Here is a 16979-nt window from a genome sequence, read left to right as displayed (position 1 = left end):
TAAGCCCCGGGGGCGCCTTGCCCGCGCCGCGGGGCGCTCCCATTCTCCCTGCACGGCACGACCCGACAGGAGCCCGCCATGGACACCGCCCCCGCGACCGCCGGCCGGCTCGAGATCGTCTCGGACGCCATCTGCCCATGGTGCTGGATCGGCAAGACGCATCTGGACGGCGCGCTCGAGATCCTGCGCGCCGAGGGCCTGACCTTCGACATCGGCTGGCTGCCCTACCAGCTGAACCCCGACATGCCGGCCGAGGGGGTCGATCGCGCGACGTATCGCGCGCAGAAATTCGGTTCGCTGGAACGCTCGCAGCAACTGGATGCCCAGGTGGCCGAGGCCGGGGGCGCCGCAGGCATCCAGTTCCGCCACGACCTCATGCTGCGCACGCCGAACACGGTCGAGGCGCACCGGCTGATCCGCCTGGCGGGGCCCGCCGGCCTCCAGCACGCGGTCGCGGAGCGGCTGTTCCGCGCCTATTTCCAAGAGGGCAAGGACATCGGCGACCGCGGCGTGCTCGCCGCCGAGGGCGAGGCCGCCGGCATGCCCGCCGCGGCCCTGGCGGCCTTCGCGGCCGGCGAAGCGGCGCGCGAGGAGGTGATGGGCGAGAGCCTCGGCCTCGCGCAGGCGGGGATCTCGGGCGTGCCGTCCTTCCTGCTCGACCGCCACCTGCTCTTCTCCGGCGCCATGCCGGCGGAACGCATGGCCGCGGGCTTCCGCCGCGCGGTCGAGATCCTGAAGGCGCAGGCGGCCTGACCGCCCCGCCTCAGACCGGGGGGCTGTGCATCCAGGGATAGCCGCGCCGGGCCTGGTCCTCGGCATGGGCGAACAGGGCGCGCATGTAGTCGCGGTCGAAGCGCGCCTGCGGCATCGGCGCGAAGTCGTCGCCGATGACGGCAAGGTTGAAGCCGATCCCGTCGCGCTCGGCGTTCTGGTAGATGCGCCAGACATCGCCGAGGCCATTCGCGCGGATCAGCGCGGCGATCGCGCGCTCGGCGATCGAGACGGTCCAGAGGCCGACCGGCGGGCGGGCGCCGCTGAGGCGCGTGTTGCAGATGACATAAGCCGCCGCTTGCGGCACGGGCAGCCCTTCGCGGATCCGCGCGCGCCGCTTCTCGCCGAGCGCGGACGGATAGACGAAGGTCTGCGCCAGCGCGCCGCCGTCGACGTGCATTTCCTGGAAGCGGCGCCCGCCCAGCGTCACGTCGATCATGCTCGGCGGGAACAGCCCCGGGATCGCGGCAGAGGCCAGCAGGATCTCCCGCATCAGCGGGAGCGCGCCGGGATGCCCGCTGGCGGCGATGGCGCCGAGGTTCCACCAGACCGCCGCCTGCGCATCGAGGTTGACCGTGCCGACCAGCAGCACGCGCCCTTCCTCGTGCCCGCGCGCGATGTCCTCCATCATGCCGGCGTCGAGGTGGCGCGCGATGGTGTCCATCAGGGGCGCATTGTCGGCGAGGCTTTCGCCCACAACGCCGTCGATCCAGCCGCGGCGGCGCATGACCTGGTCGGCCGTCATGGTGGTGAAGAGTTCGCGCAGTTCCGCATCGCGCGACGGGCCGATGAAGGCGAAGGGCGCGATCAGGGCGCCGACGCTGACGCCGCTGACGATATGGAAAGTCGGGCGCGTGCCATGCGCGGTCCAGCCGGTCAGCAGCCCGGCCCCGAAGGCGCCGTTCTCCCCGCCGCCGGACAGCGCGAGGATCTGCTTGTCGAGCAGCGGCTCGGCCGAGGCCGGAAGGCCCATCGCGAACTGCCGCCGCCGCGTCGCGTCCGCGAGGCCGCGCAGCAGCGCCTCGGTCCCGCCGGGGGCGGAAAGCATGAAGCGTTCATTGGGGATGCCGAGGGCGGAGGCTTCCGCCGCATGGCCCATGGGCACCGCCGGCCCGCGCGGATCCGGCCGGCTGCCCTGGACCCAGGCGCCGGCCAGGCCGACGCCCCCCAGGGCAAGCATTCCGCGCCGCGTATATCCCATCATCGCCCTCGCAACCGTTCCGGCGGCACGCCGGCCGGGTGGCGACAGATGGGGCCGCGGCAGGCGCGATCAAATGAGCAAGGCGCGCCTCAGACCCCCGTCGCCCACAGGGCTAGCTCCGCCGCAGCCCAGGCTAGCGCCAGGAAGGCGGTGAAGTCGCGCATGGCGCGACGGGCCGTACGCGCCGGCCTGGCCGGCACGAAGCGGACCACGAGGGGGAGCGGCGGGATCTCCAGGGAGGGATCGGTGGCGGTGCGCGTGCTCATGGGATGATAAGAACAAACCAAGAACATTAATGCAAGAGGTTCTGTGTGCCGGCTCACACACCGCCCCCCGCCTGCGGTCTTGTGCGGGGCCCGTTCCGGCGCCGAGTATGTTCCCCCAGTTCCAGCGGAGCGCCCGTTCCATGACCGATTCACCCGACCATCGCCTGGCGCGGCGCCTCGTCGTGGTCCGACTCGCCGCCGCGGGCGGCGCGGCCGCCCTGCCCGGCGCCGCGCTGGCGCAGGGCACGAAGGGCGAAGGCGGCGGCACGCCGGCGCCCGGCCCGGCACCGGCACCCGCGCCGAGCCCGGCGCCCCGGCGTGCCCCGGCCGGACCGTCCGACAACGATCCGGGCGACCCGCCGGGCCAGGGCCGTGGCGGCGGCAGCCCGCCGGTCAAGGGCGGGCAGCGCCCGCCGCAGACAGGCATGACGGACGCGGATCCCGGCGATCCGCCGAATGGCGGCCGCGGTCCGCAAGGCGGCGGCCGGCCCCGCACGGGCGTGAGCGATGCCGACCCAGGCGATCCCCCCGGCGGCGGTCGCGGCGCGCAGGGCGGCGGGCGGCCGCGGACGGGCGTCAGCGACGCCGATCCGGGGGATCCGGCCGGCGGAGGCCGCGGCGGCGGGGGTGGCGGTCGCGGCGGCGTCAGCGATGCCGATCCAGGGGATCCGCCGGGCCAGGGCCGCGGTGGTGGGGGCGGCGGCCGTGGCGGCGGTGTCAGCGACGCCGATCCGGGCGATCCGCCTGGCCAGGGTCGCGGTGGTGGCGGCGGCGGCCGTGGCGGCGGTGTCAGCGACGCCGATCCGGGCGATCCGCCGGGCCAGGGTCGCGGTGGTGGCGGCGGTGGTCGCGCGCCCGCCGGGCCGTCCGACAACGACCCGGGCGACCCGCCCGGCCAGGGTCGTGGCGGCCGGGGCGGGCCGATCAAGACCTGATTAACCATCCGGGACGCGTCCTGAGACGCGTCTCAAAGTTTGGTCTAATTTTAGAGACGGCAGGCCATCGTTCCTCCGCCCGGCGCCAGACGGCGCCGGCGCGGAAGTGGAGCCTGCGCCATGCCGATCACGCTCGACCCGTCCGGGCCGAACACCGTCACTGTCGGGTCCTTCGACCGGCTGACGGGCGGGGCCTACGACGACGACGTGACGGTGACGGCCGGACTTGCCGACGCCATCGTCGAACTCGGCGCCGGGAAAGATGTCCTGCGCCTCGCCTCGGCCGCGAACCTGCTGACGGTCAGCGGCGCCGAGAGCATCTACGGCGGCGGTGCGGCCGACACCCTCACCCTGCTGACGCCGCTCACCGGCGGCCGCATCGACCTGCGGGGCGGCAACGACGTCGTCCGGCTGTCCGACGGCGGCAACCGCGGCACCATCGTCGCGGCCGAGACCATCCTCTCCGGCAGCGGCGACGACGACCTCTCCTTCTCACCCTGGGGGCCGGGTGCCTATTTCAGCCTCGGCGCCGGGCGCGACAGGCTCAGCCTCGCCTCCTGGCTCAGCCATGCCATCGTGATCGCGCCGGACGTCGAGACCGTCATCTCGGGGTCCGGCGACGACATCGTCACCGTCACCGGGCCGGCGCCGGGGCTGCGCTTCGACCTCAAGACCGGCAACGACACGGTGGTGCTAGCGGACGGCGACAACGCCGTCACGCTGCTCGGCGTCGAGACCCTCCTCGCCGGCACCGGCAACGACACCATCATCGTCGAGGGCCGCGCCGCCGGGCGCTTTGTCCTCGGCGCCGGCGCCGACATCCTGCAACTCGGCGACGGCGGCAGCGCGCTGACGGTCGCGGGGGCGGAGACCATTCTCGGCGGTGCCGGGCAGGACGAGATCACGCTCGAGGCCGTCACCGGGCCCGTCCACCTCTCCCGCATCGAGACGGTGACCGGCAGCGCCGGCATCGACGCGATCCGCCTCGCCGATGGCGGCAATGCGATGGTGCTCCGCGGGATCGAGAGCGTCTCGGGCGGCGCGGGTGCCGACAGCCTGCTGCTGCTGGGTGGCGGCGACGTGACCCTCATGGGCATCGAGACGCTGCGCGGCAGCGCGGCGGATGACCGCATCGCGCTGCGCGACCGCATCCTCGACGGCGTGATCGACCTCGGCGCGGGGCTCGATGCGCTGGTCCTCGCCGATGGCGGCAACCGGTTGCGCGCGGGCGGAACCGAGACGCTGCTCGGCGGCAGCGGCGCGGACGAGGTGACGCTGTCCGGCGCCATCGCGGACGGCATCATCGACCTCGGTGGCGGCAACGATCGGCTCGTCATCCGCGGCGGGCCGGTCACCACGCGCGTCAGCAATGTCGAGGCGATCGAGGGCGGCGGCGGGGACGAGAACCTCACCCTGCTCAGCGTCGCGCCGGCTGCGGTCAACCTGTTCGGGGGCCAGGACCGGCTGCGCCTGGCGGATGGCGGCAACACCATCACCATCGCCGGCATCGAGACGCTGATCGGCGGCAGCGGCGCCGAGGACGTCACCATCGCGCACGGCACCACCGGCATGGTGATCGACCTCGGCGCCGGCGCCGACCGGCTGACGCTGGGCGGCCGCGCCAATGCCGTGCGCCTCGCGGGTGTCGAGACCGTCACCGGCACCACGGGGGACGACGACATCACCTTCACCGCGGCGGCGGATGCGCTGCTGCTGCTCGGCGGCGGGCGTGATAGGGTCTTCCTCTCGGACGGCAATGATTCGGTGCGACTGCGCGGCGTCGAGCTGCTCAATGCCGGCGGCGGCACCGACGTCGTGACGCTGCTCGAAACTGTCTCCGGCGCACAGTTCCACCTCGGCGAGGGGCTCGACCGCATCGTTCTGTCCGATGGCGGCAACACGGTCGGCGTCATCGCGGCGGAGACCGTCATCGGCGGCAGCAGCGCCGATGCCGTCATCTTCGGCGGCATCGTCGGCCCGGCGGTGGTGGATCTCGGCGGCGGGTCCGACACGCTGTCCATCCTGCGCGGCGGCAACCGCATCGCCGTCGCCAACACGGAATTCACCATCGGCAGCGACGGCGCGGACACCATCGACTTGGCCGGCGGGGCGGACGGCGTGACGTTGCGCCTCGGCGGCGGCGTCGATCACCTGCTGCTGGGGCCGGGAGCCAATCGCGTCACCCTCGCCGATGTCGAGGTCATCACCGGAAATACCGGCGACGACACCGTCACGCTCACGCGTGGGCTCGTCGGCGGGACGATCGACCTGGGCGGCGGGACCGACCGGCTGATGCTCGGGCCGGGGATGAACGTGGTGACCGTCGCGAATGTCGAGGTGCTGACCGGCGGGGCGGCGAGCGACCTCGTCACGGTGACCCGCGCGACGGGCCTCGTCTCGGTCGCGCTCGGCGCCGGTCGGGACATGCTGACGCTCGGCGATGGTGGGCTGCGCGTCGCGGCCAGCGGCACCGAGATGGTCCATGGCGGGGCGGGCGCGGATTCCGTCTCGCTGCTCAGCGGCAATCCGGCTGCCTGGCTCGACGGCGGCGGCGGCAACGACACGCTGGCGGGGGCCGAGGGCGCGGATACCATCATCGGCGGCGCGGGCATCGACCGGCTGACCGGCGGGGCGGGCGCGGACCTGTTCGTCTTCACCGCCGCGGGGCACAGCAGCGCCGCTGCACCGGACACCATCATCGGCTTCAACCCGGCCGAGGGCGACAGCATCCTGATGGTCGGCATCGCCGATGGCGCGGACTGGCGCGGCGGCCTGGGCTTCACCGGCCAGGGCCATGCCGAGGCGCGCTTCGACGAGGCCGCGCGCATCCTGCGCATCGACCTCGACGGCGATGCGCAGGCGGACATGGCGATCGCGCTGCCGGGCCTCGCGACGCCGACGGGGCCGCCCGCCTGGCTCGTCTGGGTCTAGCGCGCGCCGAGCATCTGGCGGGCGACGATCAGGCGCATGATCTCGTTCGTGCCCTCGAGGATGCGGTGCACGCGCAGGTCGCGCACGATCTTCTCGATGCCGTAATCCGCCAGGTAGCCATAGCCGCCGAGCAGCTGCAGCGCCTCGTCGGCGATGCGGGAGCAGGTGTCGGTGACGAAGCGCTTGGCCATGGCGCACCAGGCGGTCGCGTCCGGTTCCTTCGCATCCAGCTTCGCCGCCGCGCGCCACAGCAGCGACCGCGCGGCTTCGAGCTCGATGCGCATGTCCGCCAGCCGGAACTGCGTGTTCTGGAAGTCCGCGAGCGCCTTCCCGAAGGCCTTGCGCTCCTTCACGTAGTCCAGCGCGATGTCGAGCGCGGACTGCGCGCCGCCGAGCGAACAGGCCGCGATGTTCAGCCGACCGCCATCCAGCCCCGCCATGGCGAAGCGGAAGCCGTGGCCTTCCTCGCCCAGCAGGGCGGTCGCCGGAACGCGGGCATTCTCGAAGATCACCTGGCGCGTCGGCTGGGCGTTCCAGCCCATCTTGCGTTCGTTCGCGCCGAAGGAGAGGCCCTCGGCCTCCTTCGGGATCAGCAGGGCGGAGACGCCCGACGGGCCCTCCCCACCCGTGCGCACCATCGTCAGGTAGAGATCCGACGCGCCGGCGCCCGAGATGAACTGCTTGGTGCCGTTCAGCACATAGCCTTCGTTGTCGCGCGCCGCCCGCGTGCGCAAGGCCGCGGCATCCGATCCCGACCCCGGTTCCGTCAGCGCGTAGGAGGCGACGCGCTCCATGCTCGCGAGCCCGGGGAGCCATTCCGCGCGCTGCGCGTCATTGCCGAAGCGGTCGATCATCCAGGCGACCATGTTGTGGATCGACAGATAGGCCGAGACCACCGGGCAGCCCGTCGCCAGCGCCTCGAACACCACCGCGGCGTCGAGGCGGGTGAGGCCCGACCCGCCGCTCTCCTCCCGCACGTAGAGCGCGGCCATGCCGAGCTTCGCGGCCTCGCGCATCTCCTCGACGGGGAAATGGCGCTGCTCGTCCCAGCGGAGCGCGTTGGGTGCCAGGACCTCGCGGGCGAAGTCGCGCGCGACGGACTGCAACTCGCGCGTCGCCTCGGGCAGGTCGAAGACATTGGTCATTGGATGTTCCCCCCGCGGGCAGGATAGCGGGGGGAGAAGGGAACTTCTCCCCCCGGAACCCCCCTCAACCTTCTTTGGAACCAAGTGACCAGAAAAGGGAGGGGGTTCGGGGGAGGTTCATCCTCCCCCGACCGTCACTCGGCCGCGATGGCCGGCGCCTCGATCTGCGCGAGCCGCGCCCTGACGCCCACGAGGTTCCGCGCCTTGATCGGCCCGAAGCCCTTCACACCCGCCCAGGCCTCGGCCCAGTCGCAGGCCGTCGCGTGCGACCCGGGTAGCGCCGCGAGGAAGCGCTCCATGCCTGCGCGGAACTCGCCCGGCAGCGCGCGTTCCATGCGCCGCTCCTCGGTGCGGCCGAAGGGGTCGAGCGCCGTCCCCCGCAGCACCTTGCCGTGGCGCAGCAGACCCATGGCCCGGAACATCCATGGGCCGAAACGGCGCTTCTGCTCGCCCAGCGCGGGCGGGGCGAGGTGCATCTCGATCGCCTGCGTGCCGGTGAATCCATGCGTGAGCGCATCCTTCCATTCCGGCAGGCTGTGCAGGCGCGCGACCTCGTATTCGTCCTTGGTGGCCATCAGGCGATGGAGCTGCGTCGCAACGGCACGGGACAGGCGCTCCTCGCCCGGCAGGGCGGCCTGCTCGGCGGCGCCGACCTTCGCGACGAAGGCGGCGTAGTCCTTCGCGTAGCGCGCGTTCTGGTAGGCTGTGAGGTCAGCGACGCGCCGCGCGATAAGGCTGTCCAGCGTCTCGGCCACATGCGCCGGCGGCTGCAGGTCGCCCATCGCCGCGGCGCGGCCGCGGGCGAAGGCTTCCTTGTTCAGCGCGACCTGCGCGCCGTTCAGTTCGAGCGCCCGACCGATCGCCTCGGCCGACAGCGGCACCAGCCCGCGCTGATAGGCGATGCCGAGCAGGTAGACGTTGAGATAGACCGCGTCGCCCAGTTCCTCGGTGACGCGCGTCGCACCCGGAAGGGCGATGGTGTCGCGGCAGGCATGGCGGATGCTCTCGAGCATCTCCGCCGCGTGGTAGCGCGTGCCCGTGTCCTTCACGAACTGCGCGGTCGGCGCGAGGTCCGCGTTCACCACCGCCACCGTGCGTTCCGGCCCGAGCAGCGGCCGCGCCGTCCTGCCATGCGCGACCACCATGTCGGCCGCGATCAGCAGGTCGGCGGAACCCGCGCCGATGCGCGCGCCGGAAATGCTGTCCGGCGCCGCCCCCGGCGCGCCGATCCGCAGCTGCGCATAGACGCCGCCGCCCTTCTGCGCGAGGCCGAGGAAATCGAGGCTGCGCACCGGCCGCCCCTCGAGATGCGCGGCCTGGCCGAGGATCGCCGCGAGCGAGGACACGCCCTGCCCACCCACGCCCGCCATCAGCAGGTTCCACGCCTCGCCCTGCACCTCCGGGCGGACGGGTTCGGGCGGGGCAGCGCCGGAGGCGGTGACGTGATGCTCGGCCGGCTTCGCGCCGACCAACGTGACGAAGGAGGGGCAGAAGCCCTGCACGCAGGACAGGTCCTGGTTGCAGGCCGACTGGTCGATCTTCCGCTTGCGGCCGAACTCGGTCTCGACGGGCTCGACCGCGAGGCAGTTGGAGGCGCGGGAGCAATCGCCGCAATCCTCGCAGACGCGCGGGTTGATCATCACGCGGCGCTCGGCCTTGGGCGCCAGGTCGCGCTTGCGCTTGCGGCGGCGCTCGGTGGCACATTCCTGGTCGTAGATGATGGCGGTGACGCCCTTCACCTCGCGCAGCGCCTTCTGCACCGCCTCGAGCTCCGAGCGATGGTGGAAGCCCGTGCCCGGCGGGATCAGCGGGTTGCCCTTGTGGCGGTCCTCGTCGTCCGAGACGATCTCGATGCGCTCGACGCCTTCCGCGCGGAGTTGCGCTGCGATGTGCGGGACGTCGATCTCGCCTTCGGGCGTCTGGCCGCCGGTCATTGCGACCGCGCCGTTGACCAGGATCTTGAAGGTCATGTTGGCCTTGGACGCGACCGCGAAGCGCACGGTCAGCGAGCCCGAATGGCCCCAGGTGCCGTCGCCGATATTGGCGAAGACATGCTCCTCGGTGGTGAAGGGCGCCTGGCCGATCCAGGGCATGCCCTCCCCGCCCATCTGGGTGTAGGCGTCCGAGTTGCGGTTCATGAACCGCGCCAAGTAGTGGCAGCCGATGCCGGCGAGCGCGCGGGAACCTTCCGGAATGCGCGTCGAACTGTTGTGCGGGCAGCCCGGGCAGAAATAGGGATCGCGCAGATGCAGCGGCGGTTCCTGCATCCGCGCCAGCGCGTCGAGTTCCGCGATGCGGGCGCGCAGCCGGTCGGTGCGCAGCGCCTCGGGCAGGCGGGCGGCGAGTGCGCGCAGGATCTGCCCGACATCGAGTTCCGTCAGGTCGGACAGCAGCGGGCGACCGGCTTCGTCCGTCTTGCCGATCACGCGCGGGCGCTGGACGGCGTGGTAGAGCGCGTCGCGGATCTGCGGCTCGACCACCGGGCGGCGATCCTCGACGACGAGGATTTCCTCGAGCCCATCGGCGAAGGCGCGCGCGGCCTCGGCATCGAGCGGCCAGGCCAGGCCGATCTTCCACAGCCGCAGCCCGTGCTCGCGCGCGAGCGCGTCGGAGATGCCGGCCTCCTCCATCGCCTGGCGCAGCACGGCATAGGCCTTGCCGCGCACCGCGATGCCGAAGCGGGCCTGGGGCGAATCGATGACCATACGGTCGAAGCCGTTGGCCCGCGCGAAGGCGACCGCATGCGGCAGCTTGAAGTGCCTAAGCCGCTCCTCCTGCGCGATCGGGCTGTCGCCGCCGCGGATGTGCAGCCCGCCCGGCGGCAACGCCAAACCCTGCGGATCCCGCGTCGCATAGCGCGCAGGGTCGAGCAGGACGGTCATCGACGCGTCCATGGTGTCCGCGACGCACTTCACCCCGGCCCAGACGCCGGCGAAGCGCGACAGGGCGATGCCCTTGAGGCCGAATTCCAGCACCTCCCCGACATCGGCCGGGTCCAGCACCGGGATCTCGGCATCCATGAAGGCGTATTCGCAGCCGGAGGTGATGGTGGAGGATTTCGACGACGGGTCGTCGCCCGCCAGCGCGATCACGCCGCCCTTCGGATCGGTGCCGGCGGAATTGGCGTGGCGCAGCACGTCGCCCGAGCGGTCCACGCCCGGACCCTTGCCGTACCAGATGGCGAAGACCCCATCGACCCGCGCACCGGGATACAGCCCGACCTGCTGCGTGCCCCAGACCGCGGTGGCGGCCAGGTCCTCGTTCAGCCCCGGCTGGAAGACGATGTCATGCGCCTTGAGCCGCTTCTGCTGGCGCCCGAGTTCCTTGTCGAAGCCCCCGAGCGGCGAGCCCCGGTAACCCGAAATGAACCCCCCGGTCTTCCAGCCGAGGGCGGCGTCCATCTCCTGCCGGAGCATGGGCAGGCGCACCAGCGCCTGAGTGCCGGTGAGGAGCACAGGCCCGCCGGTGGCGTCCCAGCGTTCCTCGAGCGTCGCGTCGGGTCGGATGATGCTGCCCATGGCCGTCATGTTGGAGGTCTCTGCGCGCGATGCCAATGGCAGGATGATGCGTCGGGTTTCCCGGTGGTTTCTTCCGATTTCTGTTGTGCAGCGCCGAAGGGACGGAACATCCTTCCGCCATGGACGCCACCGACCGCCGGATCCTTCGGGCGCTCGCCCGCAAGGCCCGCCTCACCAATGCCGAACTCGCCGAGGAGGTGGGGCTATCCCCCTCCCCCTGCTGGACCCGCGTGAAGCGGCTGGAACAGGCGGGCGTGATCCAGGGCTACCACGCGGTGCTCGACCAGGCCGCGCTCGGCCTGCCGGACACGGTGTTCCTCGAAGTGATGATGGAGCGCCACGACGACGAGAACCTGAAGCGCTTCGAGGAGGCGGTGAGCGCCATGCCCGAGGTGCTGGAATGCTGGCTCGTCACGGGGGAGTACGACTACGTGCTGAAGGCGGCGGTCGGCGGCACGGCGGGGTATGAGCGCCTGCTGCGCGAGAAGATCTACCGCCTGCCCGGCGTGCGCCACACGCGCACGGCCTTCACGCTGCGCTGCCTGAAGCGGGTGCTGTCGCCGGTGCCGTGACGCCGCGCGGATACGCGGCGCCCGGTCGCCGAGGGGCACGAAGGCAGCGCCTTCGTGCAGCCCGCATCAATGCGCCTTTGCGGCGTCGTCGAAATGGGCGCCGATGGTGCGGAAGGCGTTCAGCACGCCGAAGGCGACCAGGCCCCAGCCGAAGATCGAGATGCCGATGTCCTGCGCAATGCCGGCCATGACCAGGCCAAGCAGCGCGAGGAAGCCGTAGAGGACGATGAAGAACACGCGGGCGCCGCTCATGGCGGGGTCTCCTTGCGGGGTTGGTCGTCGAACAGGATGCGGGCGGCCGCCCCATCCAGGTCCTCGTACTGGCGCGAGCGCAGCGCCCAGAGGAAGCCGATCAGGCCGAGAAGGCCGAGGAAGAGCGAGACCGGGATCAGCAGCAGCAGCGAGTCCATCGGCTACTCCTTCGCCGCGCGCAGCGCGTTCAGCACGACCACGATGGAGGAGGAGGCCATCACCGCCGCCGCGACCAGCGGGGTGACGAGGCCGGCCACCGCCAGCGGCACCGCGAAGACGTTATAGACCAGCGAGAGCCCGATGTTCTCCCGCGCGATCGCCTGGGCGCGCCGCGCGATGCGGATCGCCGCCCGCAGGGCACCGAGGCCTTCCCGCTGCAGCACCAGATCCGAGGCGGTCTGGGCGAGGTCGGTCGCCCCGGCCGGGCTTGCCGAGACATGCGCGGCGGCGAGCGCGGCCGCGTCGTTGATTCCGTCGCCGACCATCAGCGGACGGCGGCCGGCATCCTTGAGCGCAGCGATGCGGGCCTGCTTGGCCACCGGATCGGCACCCGCGCGCCAGTCCCGGATGCCCGCCTGCCAGGCGACGGCGGAGACCGCGCCCTCCCCGTCACCGGAGAGCAGCTCGGCGTCGAGGCCGAGCTCGCGCAACGCGGCGACGGCGGCCGGCGCGTCTTCCCGCATGCGGTCGGCGAAACGGAAGACGACGGGCTCCGCCGCGCCGTCGCGGAACACCAGCGTCATGCCGTCGGCCGAGGGGCCGAGGCCGCAGAAGGCCGGGGACCCCAGCCGCGCATCGCCGCGTTCCAGCCCCTGGCCGGGGACCTCGCGCACGCCCTCGGCGGCGGGCGCCTCGGGGCAGGCCCGCGCCAGCGCCTGCGCGAGCGGATGGCGCGAGGCGCGCGCCATCGCCGCCGCCCGCGCGACCACCTCCGGATCCTGCCCTTCCGGGATCAGCACCGGCCGGCCTTCGGTCAGCGTGCCCGTCTTGTCGAGCACGGCGAGATCCGCGGTCGCGAGGCGCTCCAGCGCCGTCGCCGAGGTGACCAGCACCCCGCGGCGGAACAGCGCGCCGACCGAGACCACCTGCACCGCCGGCACGGCTAGCGCCAGCGCGCAGGGACAGGTGATGAGCAGCACGCAGACGGCGTTCACCAGCGCGACCTGCCAGGGCGCGTCGAGCACGCCCCACCACACGGCGAAGGTCACGGCCGCGACGGCATGGACCACGGGGACGTAGTAGCGCGACGCGCGGTCGGCGATGGCGACGAAGCGGCCCTTGGCCTGCTCCGCGCGTTCCAGCAGCCGCGCCATGGCGGCGAGCGAGCCGTCCTTCGCCGCCGCCGTCACCGTCATGGCGAAGGCCGCGCCCATGTTCACCGCACCGGCGGGCAGCGCCGCGCCGGGTTCGAAGGACCGGGGCACGCTCTCGCCGGTCGTGGTGGCGGCATCGAGCAGCGCCGGGTCCGCCGCGACGCCGTCCAGGCGCAGGCGCTCGCCAACCGCGACCAGGATGCGGTCGCCCGCGGCGGCGCGCTCGGCGGGAATCGCCTCGCTGCGGCCATCGGCCAGCAGGCGGGTGACGATGCCTTCCTGCAGCGCGAGCAGTTCCGCCACGGACTGGCGGGCCCGCCGCCGCGCCGCGCGGTCGAAGACGCGCCCGGCCAGCAGTAGCGCGAGCAGCATCGTCGCGCCGTCGAACCAGGTGTAGGGGCCGTTGTGGATGGTCTCGGACAGGCTCATCAGCGCGGTGGCGAGCACGCCGAGCGAGATGGCGAGGTCCATGCTCGGCCGCCCGGCGCGGATCGCCGCCCAGGCCGACTTGTAGAAGGGCAGGCCCGCGATCAGCACGACCGGCATGCCGATCAGCGCCGCGAGCCAGTGCAGCCCGTGCCGCAGCGCCGGGCCCATATCCGTGCCGACCCAGACGGCGACGGAGATGAGCATGATGTTCATCGACCCGAAGGCCGCGATGCCGAGCGCGCGCGTCAGTTGGCGCCCCTCGGCATCCTCGGTCGCACGCAGGCAGGCGGGCGACCAGGGCGCGACGCGGAAGCCGAGCCGCGCGAGCAGGGCGACGAGGTCGTTGGCGCGCGCCGCCTCCCCCCGCCAGGTCACGGTCAGCCGCCGCGCGGAGAGCGAGGCGCGGGCCGAGAGCACATCCGGTTCGGCGGCGAGCGCCTGTTCCACCAGCCAGACGCAGGCGCCGCAGGTCAGGCCGGAGACGACGAGCTCGAGCCGCTGCGTCCCGTCCTTCATGGTCTCGGCGAAAGGGGCGAGATCGAGGCCGGCTGCCATCGCCTCGGGGCGCAGCGTGCCGGCCTCGGTGGCCTGGCGGCCGTAGAAGGAGGCCAGGCCAAGGCCGGCGACGAGCGCATGCGCGCCCTCGCAGCCCGTGCAGCAGAAGCGGTCCTGCCCGGGGGCCAGCCGCGCGCCGCAATGCGCGCAGGCAGCGGCCGAGACCGCCCCCGGCGCGACCGGCTCGGCGCGGCCGATCAGGCTCACGGCGCGATCACCCGGCGGCGGATGTCGAAGCTGGTCTCGCCGGGCCCGAAGAGAGTCAGCCGCGCTTCCCACTGGCCGGGCTGCGGCGGCTGCACCTCCGCCGCCCAGCGTCCGCCGCCCGCGCCAGCGAAGGCGAGCGGGATCTCGGTGCCCTCGAGCGGGCGGAGCAGCACGCCCTCGACGCGGCCCGCGATCGGACGGCCCTCGCGATCGGTCGCGGCGACGGCGAGCCGCCCGCCGGCGAGCGTGACGTCCGCGCGCCAGCCGAGCGCATCCTGGCGCGTGGCCTCGGCGATCACCTCCTCGTAGCCACGGCCGCGCTCGTAGGACCGCGTCACGGTCACGCCCGTGAAGGTCGACACGGCGTAGTAGACCAGCACCATGTTGACCATCACGACGACCAGCATGCTGCCGGCGAAGGCCCAGGGAACCCAGCGCGAGCGCCGGGGATCGAAGCCCTGATCGTTCATCGTTGCGCTCACTGCCTTGGCCCCACGAAGGTGCTCGACTGGCGGGCCGCGACGCGGCCGCTGGGTTCGAGCAGGCGGAAGGTGACGGGCGTCGATTCCGGCAGCCGCTGACCGGGCGGCACCGAGACCAGGACGCGATACTGCACGATGCCGTCGGCGCGGCGGGCGACCATGGGCCGGCCGTCCGGATCCGTGTCTGCGTCCTGCACCACCATGCGGAAGCCCTGCGGCGCCTGGAGGTCGAGCACCAGCGGGCTGTCCTCGCGCCGCTTGTTCACGATCTTGATGGTGTAGCCGTTGCGGATGCCGCCATCGGACAGGCGCACGAACAGCGGCGCGCGGTCCCGCAGCACGGTCACGTCGAGCGTCGAGCGCAGCAGGAAGGCGCCGAGCATGACGAGCGAGACCACCGCGATCGCGCCCGCATACATCATGGTGCGCGGGCGGATGAAGCGCGGCAGGTGGCGCGCGGCCATGCCCGCCTTGTAGCGCGCCTCGCCGGGCGGCATGCCGACGGTCGCGGCCTCGCTGGCCGCGAGGTTCTTCAGCGTCTCGAAGGCGATGAGGCCCTTCGGCCGGCCAAGCTTGCCCATGACGCTGTCGCAGGCATCGACGCAAAGCCCGCAGCCGATGCATTCGAGCTGCTGGCCGTCGCGGATATCGATCCCCGTCGGGCAGACATGGACGCAGGCGAAGCAGTCGACGCAGTCGCCGACGCCCTCGGCCTTCGCCTTGCCGCGGGGTTCGCCGCGCCAGTCGCGATAGGTGACGACGAGCGAGTTCTCGTCGAGCATCGCGGCCTGGAAGCGCGGCCAGGGGCACATGTAGGTACAGACCTGTTCCCGCGCCCAGCCCGCCAGCAGGTAGGTGAAGCCGGCGAACAGCGCGAAGAAGAAGTAGACCTGCACGCTGGCGTGCCCGGTGAGGATCTGCATCGTCACCGTCGGCGCGTCGACGAAGTACATCACCCAGGCGCCGCCGGTGGCCGCGGCGATCAGCAGCCAGACGAAGTGGGTCAGGCCCTTGCGGGTCCAGTAGTTCGCGTTGCGCGGGCCCTGGTCGAGCTTCATCCGCGCATTGCGGTCACCCTGGATCCAGCGCTCGACGAACATGAAGAGGTCCGTCCAGACCGTCTGCGGGCAGGTGAAGCCGCACCACAGCCGCCCGAACAGGGAGGAGACGGCAAACAGCGCGAAGGCGCCGAGGATCAGCGCGCCGGTGAGGAAGTAGATCTCCTGCGGCCAGATCTCGATCCAGAAGAAGAAGAGCCGCGCATTCTCGATGTCGACCAGCACGGCTTGGTCGGGCAGCCCCGGCCCGCGGTTCCAGCGGATCCAGGGCACCACGTAGTAGAGGGCAAGACACAGGGCCAGGACCGCCCACTTCACCGACCGGACGACGCCGAAGACGCGCTTCGGATAGACCTTCTGACGGCTGGCGTAGAGCGGCTGCGCCGCCGCCGCCGCCGGTGCTTCCGGCGGACGGTCGGCCTTGGCGCGATGCGGAGCCTCGACGGTACTCATGGTGGTCCTGCCAAGCGTATGGGGGCTACTCGCCCCCACCCAGGGAATGCACGTAGACGGTCAGCATGTTGATCACGGCGGGGTCGAGGCGACCCTGCCAGGCCGGCATGACGCCCATGCGCGGGTTGTTGATTATCGCCATGATCTGGGCCTTGGTGTTGCCGTAGAGCCAGACTTGGTCGCTCAGGCGCGGGGCGCCGACATCGCGGTTCCCCTCGCCGCGGTCGCCGTGGCAGGCGACGCATTGCTCGGCGAAGATCGCCTGGCCGCGGCCCGCCGCCGCCTGGTCGGTCGCCCGACCGGACAGCGACAGCACATGTTCCGCGACGTCGCCGATCTGCGCGGCCGTCAGCATCCCGTCGGCGCCGAAGCGCGGCATGATGCTGGTCCGGGCCTCGTCGTCCTCGGTGTTGCGGATGCCGTGGCGGATGGTCTGCTGGATGGCCTCGAGCGAACCGCCCCAGATCCAGTCGTCGTCCGCCAGGGTCGGATAGCCGCCCTGCGCGCCCTGCCCGCCAGCGCCGTGGCAGCCGGCGCAGTTGTTGGCGAAGGCGACGCGCCCGCCGGCGAGGGCGAAGGCGCGCATCTCAGGGTCGGCCGCGATCTGCGCTGGCGTCGCCTCCCGCAGCCGCGCCATCATGGGCGCGTTGCGGGCGTTCGCCGCCTCGACCTCGCCGACGATGGCTTCGCGGGCGATCCAGCCCGAGGTGCCGCGCCAGAACGGCACCGAGGGGTAGACCACCACCCAGACGAGGGCCCAGACGATCGTCGCGTAGAAGGTGTACAGCCACCACTTGGGCAGCGGCGTGTTGAGTTCCTTCAGCCCGTCCCACTCGTGACCGGTGGTATCCTGACCGGAGACGGTGTCCTTCTCGATCTTGGTCGGCATCC

General features: G+C 72.3%; 14 protein-coding genes. 4 read left to right on the top strand and 10 right to left on the bottom strand.

Annotated features, from left to right (window positions below; all coding sequences use genetic code 11):
* Positions 1-78 precede the first annotated feature (78 nt).
* A complete protein-coding gene (locus tag GWK15_RS09145; protein WP_168040978.1) occupies positions 79-753 on the top strand; it encodes a DsbA family oxidoreductase in 675 nt (224 codons plus the stop codon).
* 10 nt (positions 754-763) lie between these two features.
* On the opposite strand, the gene GWK15_RS09140 is transcribed toward GWK15_RS09145, so the two are convergent.
* Positions 764-1951, bottom strand: a complete 1188-nt coding sequence (locus tag GWK15_RS09140) for a patatin-like phospholipase family protein (RefSeq protein WP_168040977.1) — start codon at positions 1949-1951, stop codon at positions 764-766.
* 110 nt (positions 1952-2061) lie between these two features.
* Positions 2062-2238 (bottom strand): hypothetical protein, encoded by a 177-nt coding sequence (locus tag GWK15_RS09135; protein WP_168040976.1) that lies wholly within the window; start codon positions 2236-2238, stop codon positions 2062-2064.
* A gap of 140 nt (positions 2239-2378) precedes the next feature.
* Between GWK15_RS09135 and GWK15_RS09130 the strand changes: the two genes are divergently transcribed.
* Both GWK15_RS09130 and GWK15_RS26285 read left to right on the top strand, forming a co-directional pair.
* Entirely contained in the window at positions 2379-3173 is a 795-nt protein-coding gene (locus tag GWK15_RS09130; RefSeq protein ID WP_168040975.1) for a hypothetical protein, read from the top strand.
* 120 nt (positions 3174-3293) lie between these two features.
* Positions 3294-6104 (top strand): calcium-binding protein, encoded by a 2811-nt coding sequence (locus GWK15_RS26285; protein ID WP_168040974.1) that lies wholly within the window; start codon positions 3294-3296, stop codon positions 6102-6104.
* On the opposite strand, the gene GWK15_RS09120 is transcribed toward GWK15_RS26285, so the two are convergent.
* Both GWK15_RS09120 and GWK15_RS09115 read right to left on the bottom strand, forming a co-directional pair.
* Positions 6101-7249 (bottom strand): acyl-CoA dehydrogenase family protein, encoded by a 1149-nt coding sequence (locus GWK15_RS09120; RefSeq protein WP_168040973.1) that lies wholly within the window; start codon positions 7247-7249, stop codon positions 6101-6103. The genes GWK15_RS26285 and GWK15_RS09120 overlap by 4 nt on opposite strands.
* 134 nt (positions 7250-7383) lie before the next feature.
* Positions 7384-10767: an indolepyruvate ferredoxin oxidoreductase family protein gene (locus GWK15_RS09115; RefSeq protein WP_209442099.1), complete on the bottom strand. Its 3384-nt coding sequence runs from the start codon at positions 10765-10767 to the stop codon at positions 7384-7386.
* 119 nt (positions 10768-10886) lie between these two features.
* Between GWK15_RS09115 and GWK15_RS09110 the strand changes: the two genes are divergently transcribed.
* Positions 10887-11339 carry an Lrp/AsnC family transcriptional regulator gene (locus GWK15_RS09110; RefSeq protein ID WP_168040972.1) on the top strand — a complete coding sequence of 151 codons (453 nt, stop codon included), beginning with the start codon at positions 10887-10889 and terminating at the stop codon, positions 11337-11339.
* A gap of 66 nt (positions 11340-11405) precedes the next feature.
* Here GWK15_RS09110 and GWK15_RS09105 read toward each other — a convergent pair whose 3' ends face one another.
* The 6 genes from GWK15_RS09105 to ccoP are packed head-to-tail and all read right to left on the bottom strand — an operon-like array spanning position 11406 to position 16977.
* A complete protein-coding gene (locus GWK15_RS09105) occupies positions 11406-11591 on the bottom strand; it encodes a hypothetical protein (RefSeq protein WP_168040971.1) in 186 nt (61 codons plus the stop codon).
* Entirely contained in the window at positions 11588-11749 is a 162-nt protein-coding gene (ccoS, locus tag GWK15_RS09100; RefSeq protein ID WP_168040970.1) for a cbb3-type cytochrome oxidase assembly protein CcoS, read from the bottom strand. Before ccoS ends, GWK15_RS09105 begins: the two co-directional genes overlap by 4 nt.
* 3 nt (positions 11750-11752) lie before the next feature.
* Positions 11753-14095, bottom strand: a complete 2343-nt coding sequence (locus tag GWK15_RS09095) for a heavy metal translocating P-type ATPase (RefSeq protein ID WP_338147218.1) — start codon at positions 14093-14095, stop codon at positions 11753-11755.
* Positions 14092-14565, bottom strand: coding sequence for a FixH family protein (locus tag GWK15_RS09090; RefSeq protein ID WP_168040969.1), 474 nt, complete (start codon positions 14563-14565; stop codon positions 14092-14094). Before GWK15_RS09090 ends, GWK15_RS09095 begins: the two co-directional genes overlap by 4 nt.
* Positions 14566-14573: 8 nt before the next feature.
* Positions 14574-16088, bottom strand: a complete 1515-nt coding sequence (ccoG, locus tag GWK15_RS09085; protein WP_168040968.1) for a cytochrome c oxidase accessory protein CcoG — start codon at positions 16086-16088, stop codon at positions 14574-14576.
* A gap of 25 nt (positions 16089-16113) precedes the next feature.
* Positions 16114-16977, bottom strand: a complete 864-nt coding sequence (gene ccoP / locus GWK15_RS09080; protein WP_168040967.1) for a cytochrome-c oxidase, cbb3-type subunit III — start codon at positions 16975-16977, stop codon at positions 16114-16116.
* Positions 16978-16979: the final 2 nt, after the last annotated feature.

This window comes from Neoroseomonas oryzicola (assembly GCF_012163135.1).
Taxonomy (GTDB): Bacteria; Pseudomonadota; Alphaproteobacteria; order Acetobacterales; family Acetobacteraceae; genus Neoroseomonas; species Neoroseomonas oryzicola.
This window is presented reverse-complemented; position numbering and strand designations above follow the sequence as displayed.

Bases quoted from the DNA above. Each gene is read 5' to 3' on its own strand.
- GWK15_RS09145 (WP_168040978.1), top strand. From the start codon at position 79: ATGGACACCGCCCCCGCGACCGCCGGCCGGCTCGAGATCGTCTCGGAC.
- GWK15_RS09140 (WP_168040977.1), bottom strand. From the start codon at position 1,951: ATGCTTGCCCTGGGGGGCGTCGGCCTGGCCGGCGCCTGGGTCCAGGGC.
- GWK15_RS09135 (WP_168040976.1), bottom strand. From the start codon at position 2,238: ATGAGCACGCGCACCGCCACCGATCCCTCCCTGGAGATCCCGCCGCTC.
- GWK15_RS09130 (WP_168040975.1), top strand. From the start codon at position 2,379: ATGACCGATTCACCCGACCATCGCCTGGCGCGGCGCCTCGTCGTGGTC.
- GWK15_RS26285 (WP_168040974.1), top strand. From the start codon at position 3,294: ATGCCGATCACGCTCGACCCGTCCGGGCCGAACACCGTCACTGTCGGG.
- GWK15_RS09120 (WP_168040973.1), bottom strand. From the start codon at position 7,249: ATGACCAATGTCTTCGACCTGCCCGAGGCGACGCGCGAGTTGCAGTCC.
- GWK15_RS09115 (WP_209442099.1), bottom strand. From the start codon at position 10,767: ATGGGCAGCATCATCCGACCCGACGCGACGCTCGAGGAACGCTGGGAC.
- GWK15_RS09110 (WP_168040972.1), top strand. From the start codon at position 10,887: ATGGACGCCACCGACCGCCGGATCCTTCGGGCGCTCGCCCGCAAGGCC.
- GWK15_RS09105 (WP_168040971.1), bottom strand. From the start codon at position 11,591: ATGAGCGGCGCCCGCGTGTTCTTCATCGTCCTCTACGGCTTCCTCGCG.
- ccoS (WP_168040970.1), bottom strand. From the start codon at position 11,749: ATGGACTCGCTGCTGCTGCTGATCCCGGTCTCGCTCTTCCTCGGCCTT.
- GWK15_RS09090 (WP_168040969.1), bottom strand. From the start codon at position 14,565: ATGAACGATCAGGGCTTCGATCCCCGGCGCTCGCGCTGGGTTCCCTGG.
- ccoG (WP_168040968.1), bottom strand. From the start codon at position 16,088: ATGAGTACCGTCGAGGCTCCGCATCGCGCCAAGGCCGACCGTCCGCCG.
- ccoP (WP_168040967.1), bottom strand. From the start codon at position 16,977: ATGCCGACCAAGATCGAGAAGGACACCGTCTCCGGTCAGGATACCACC.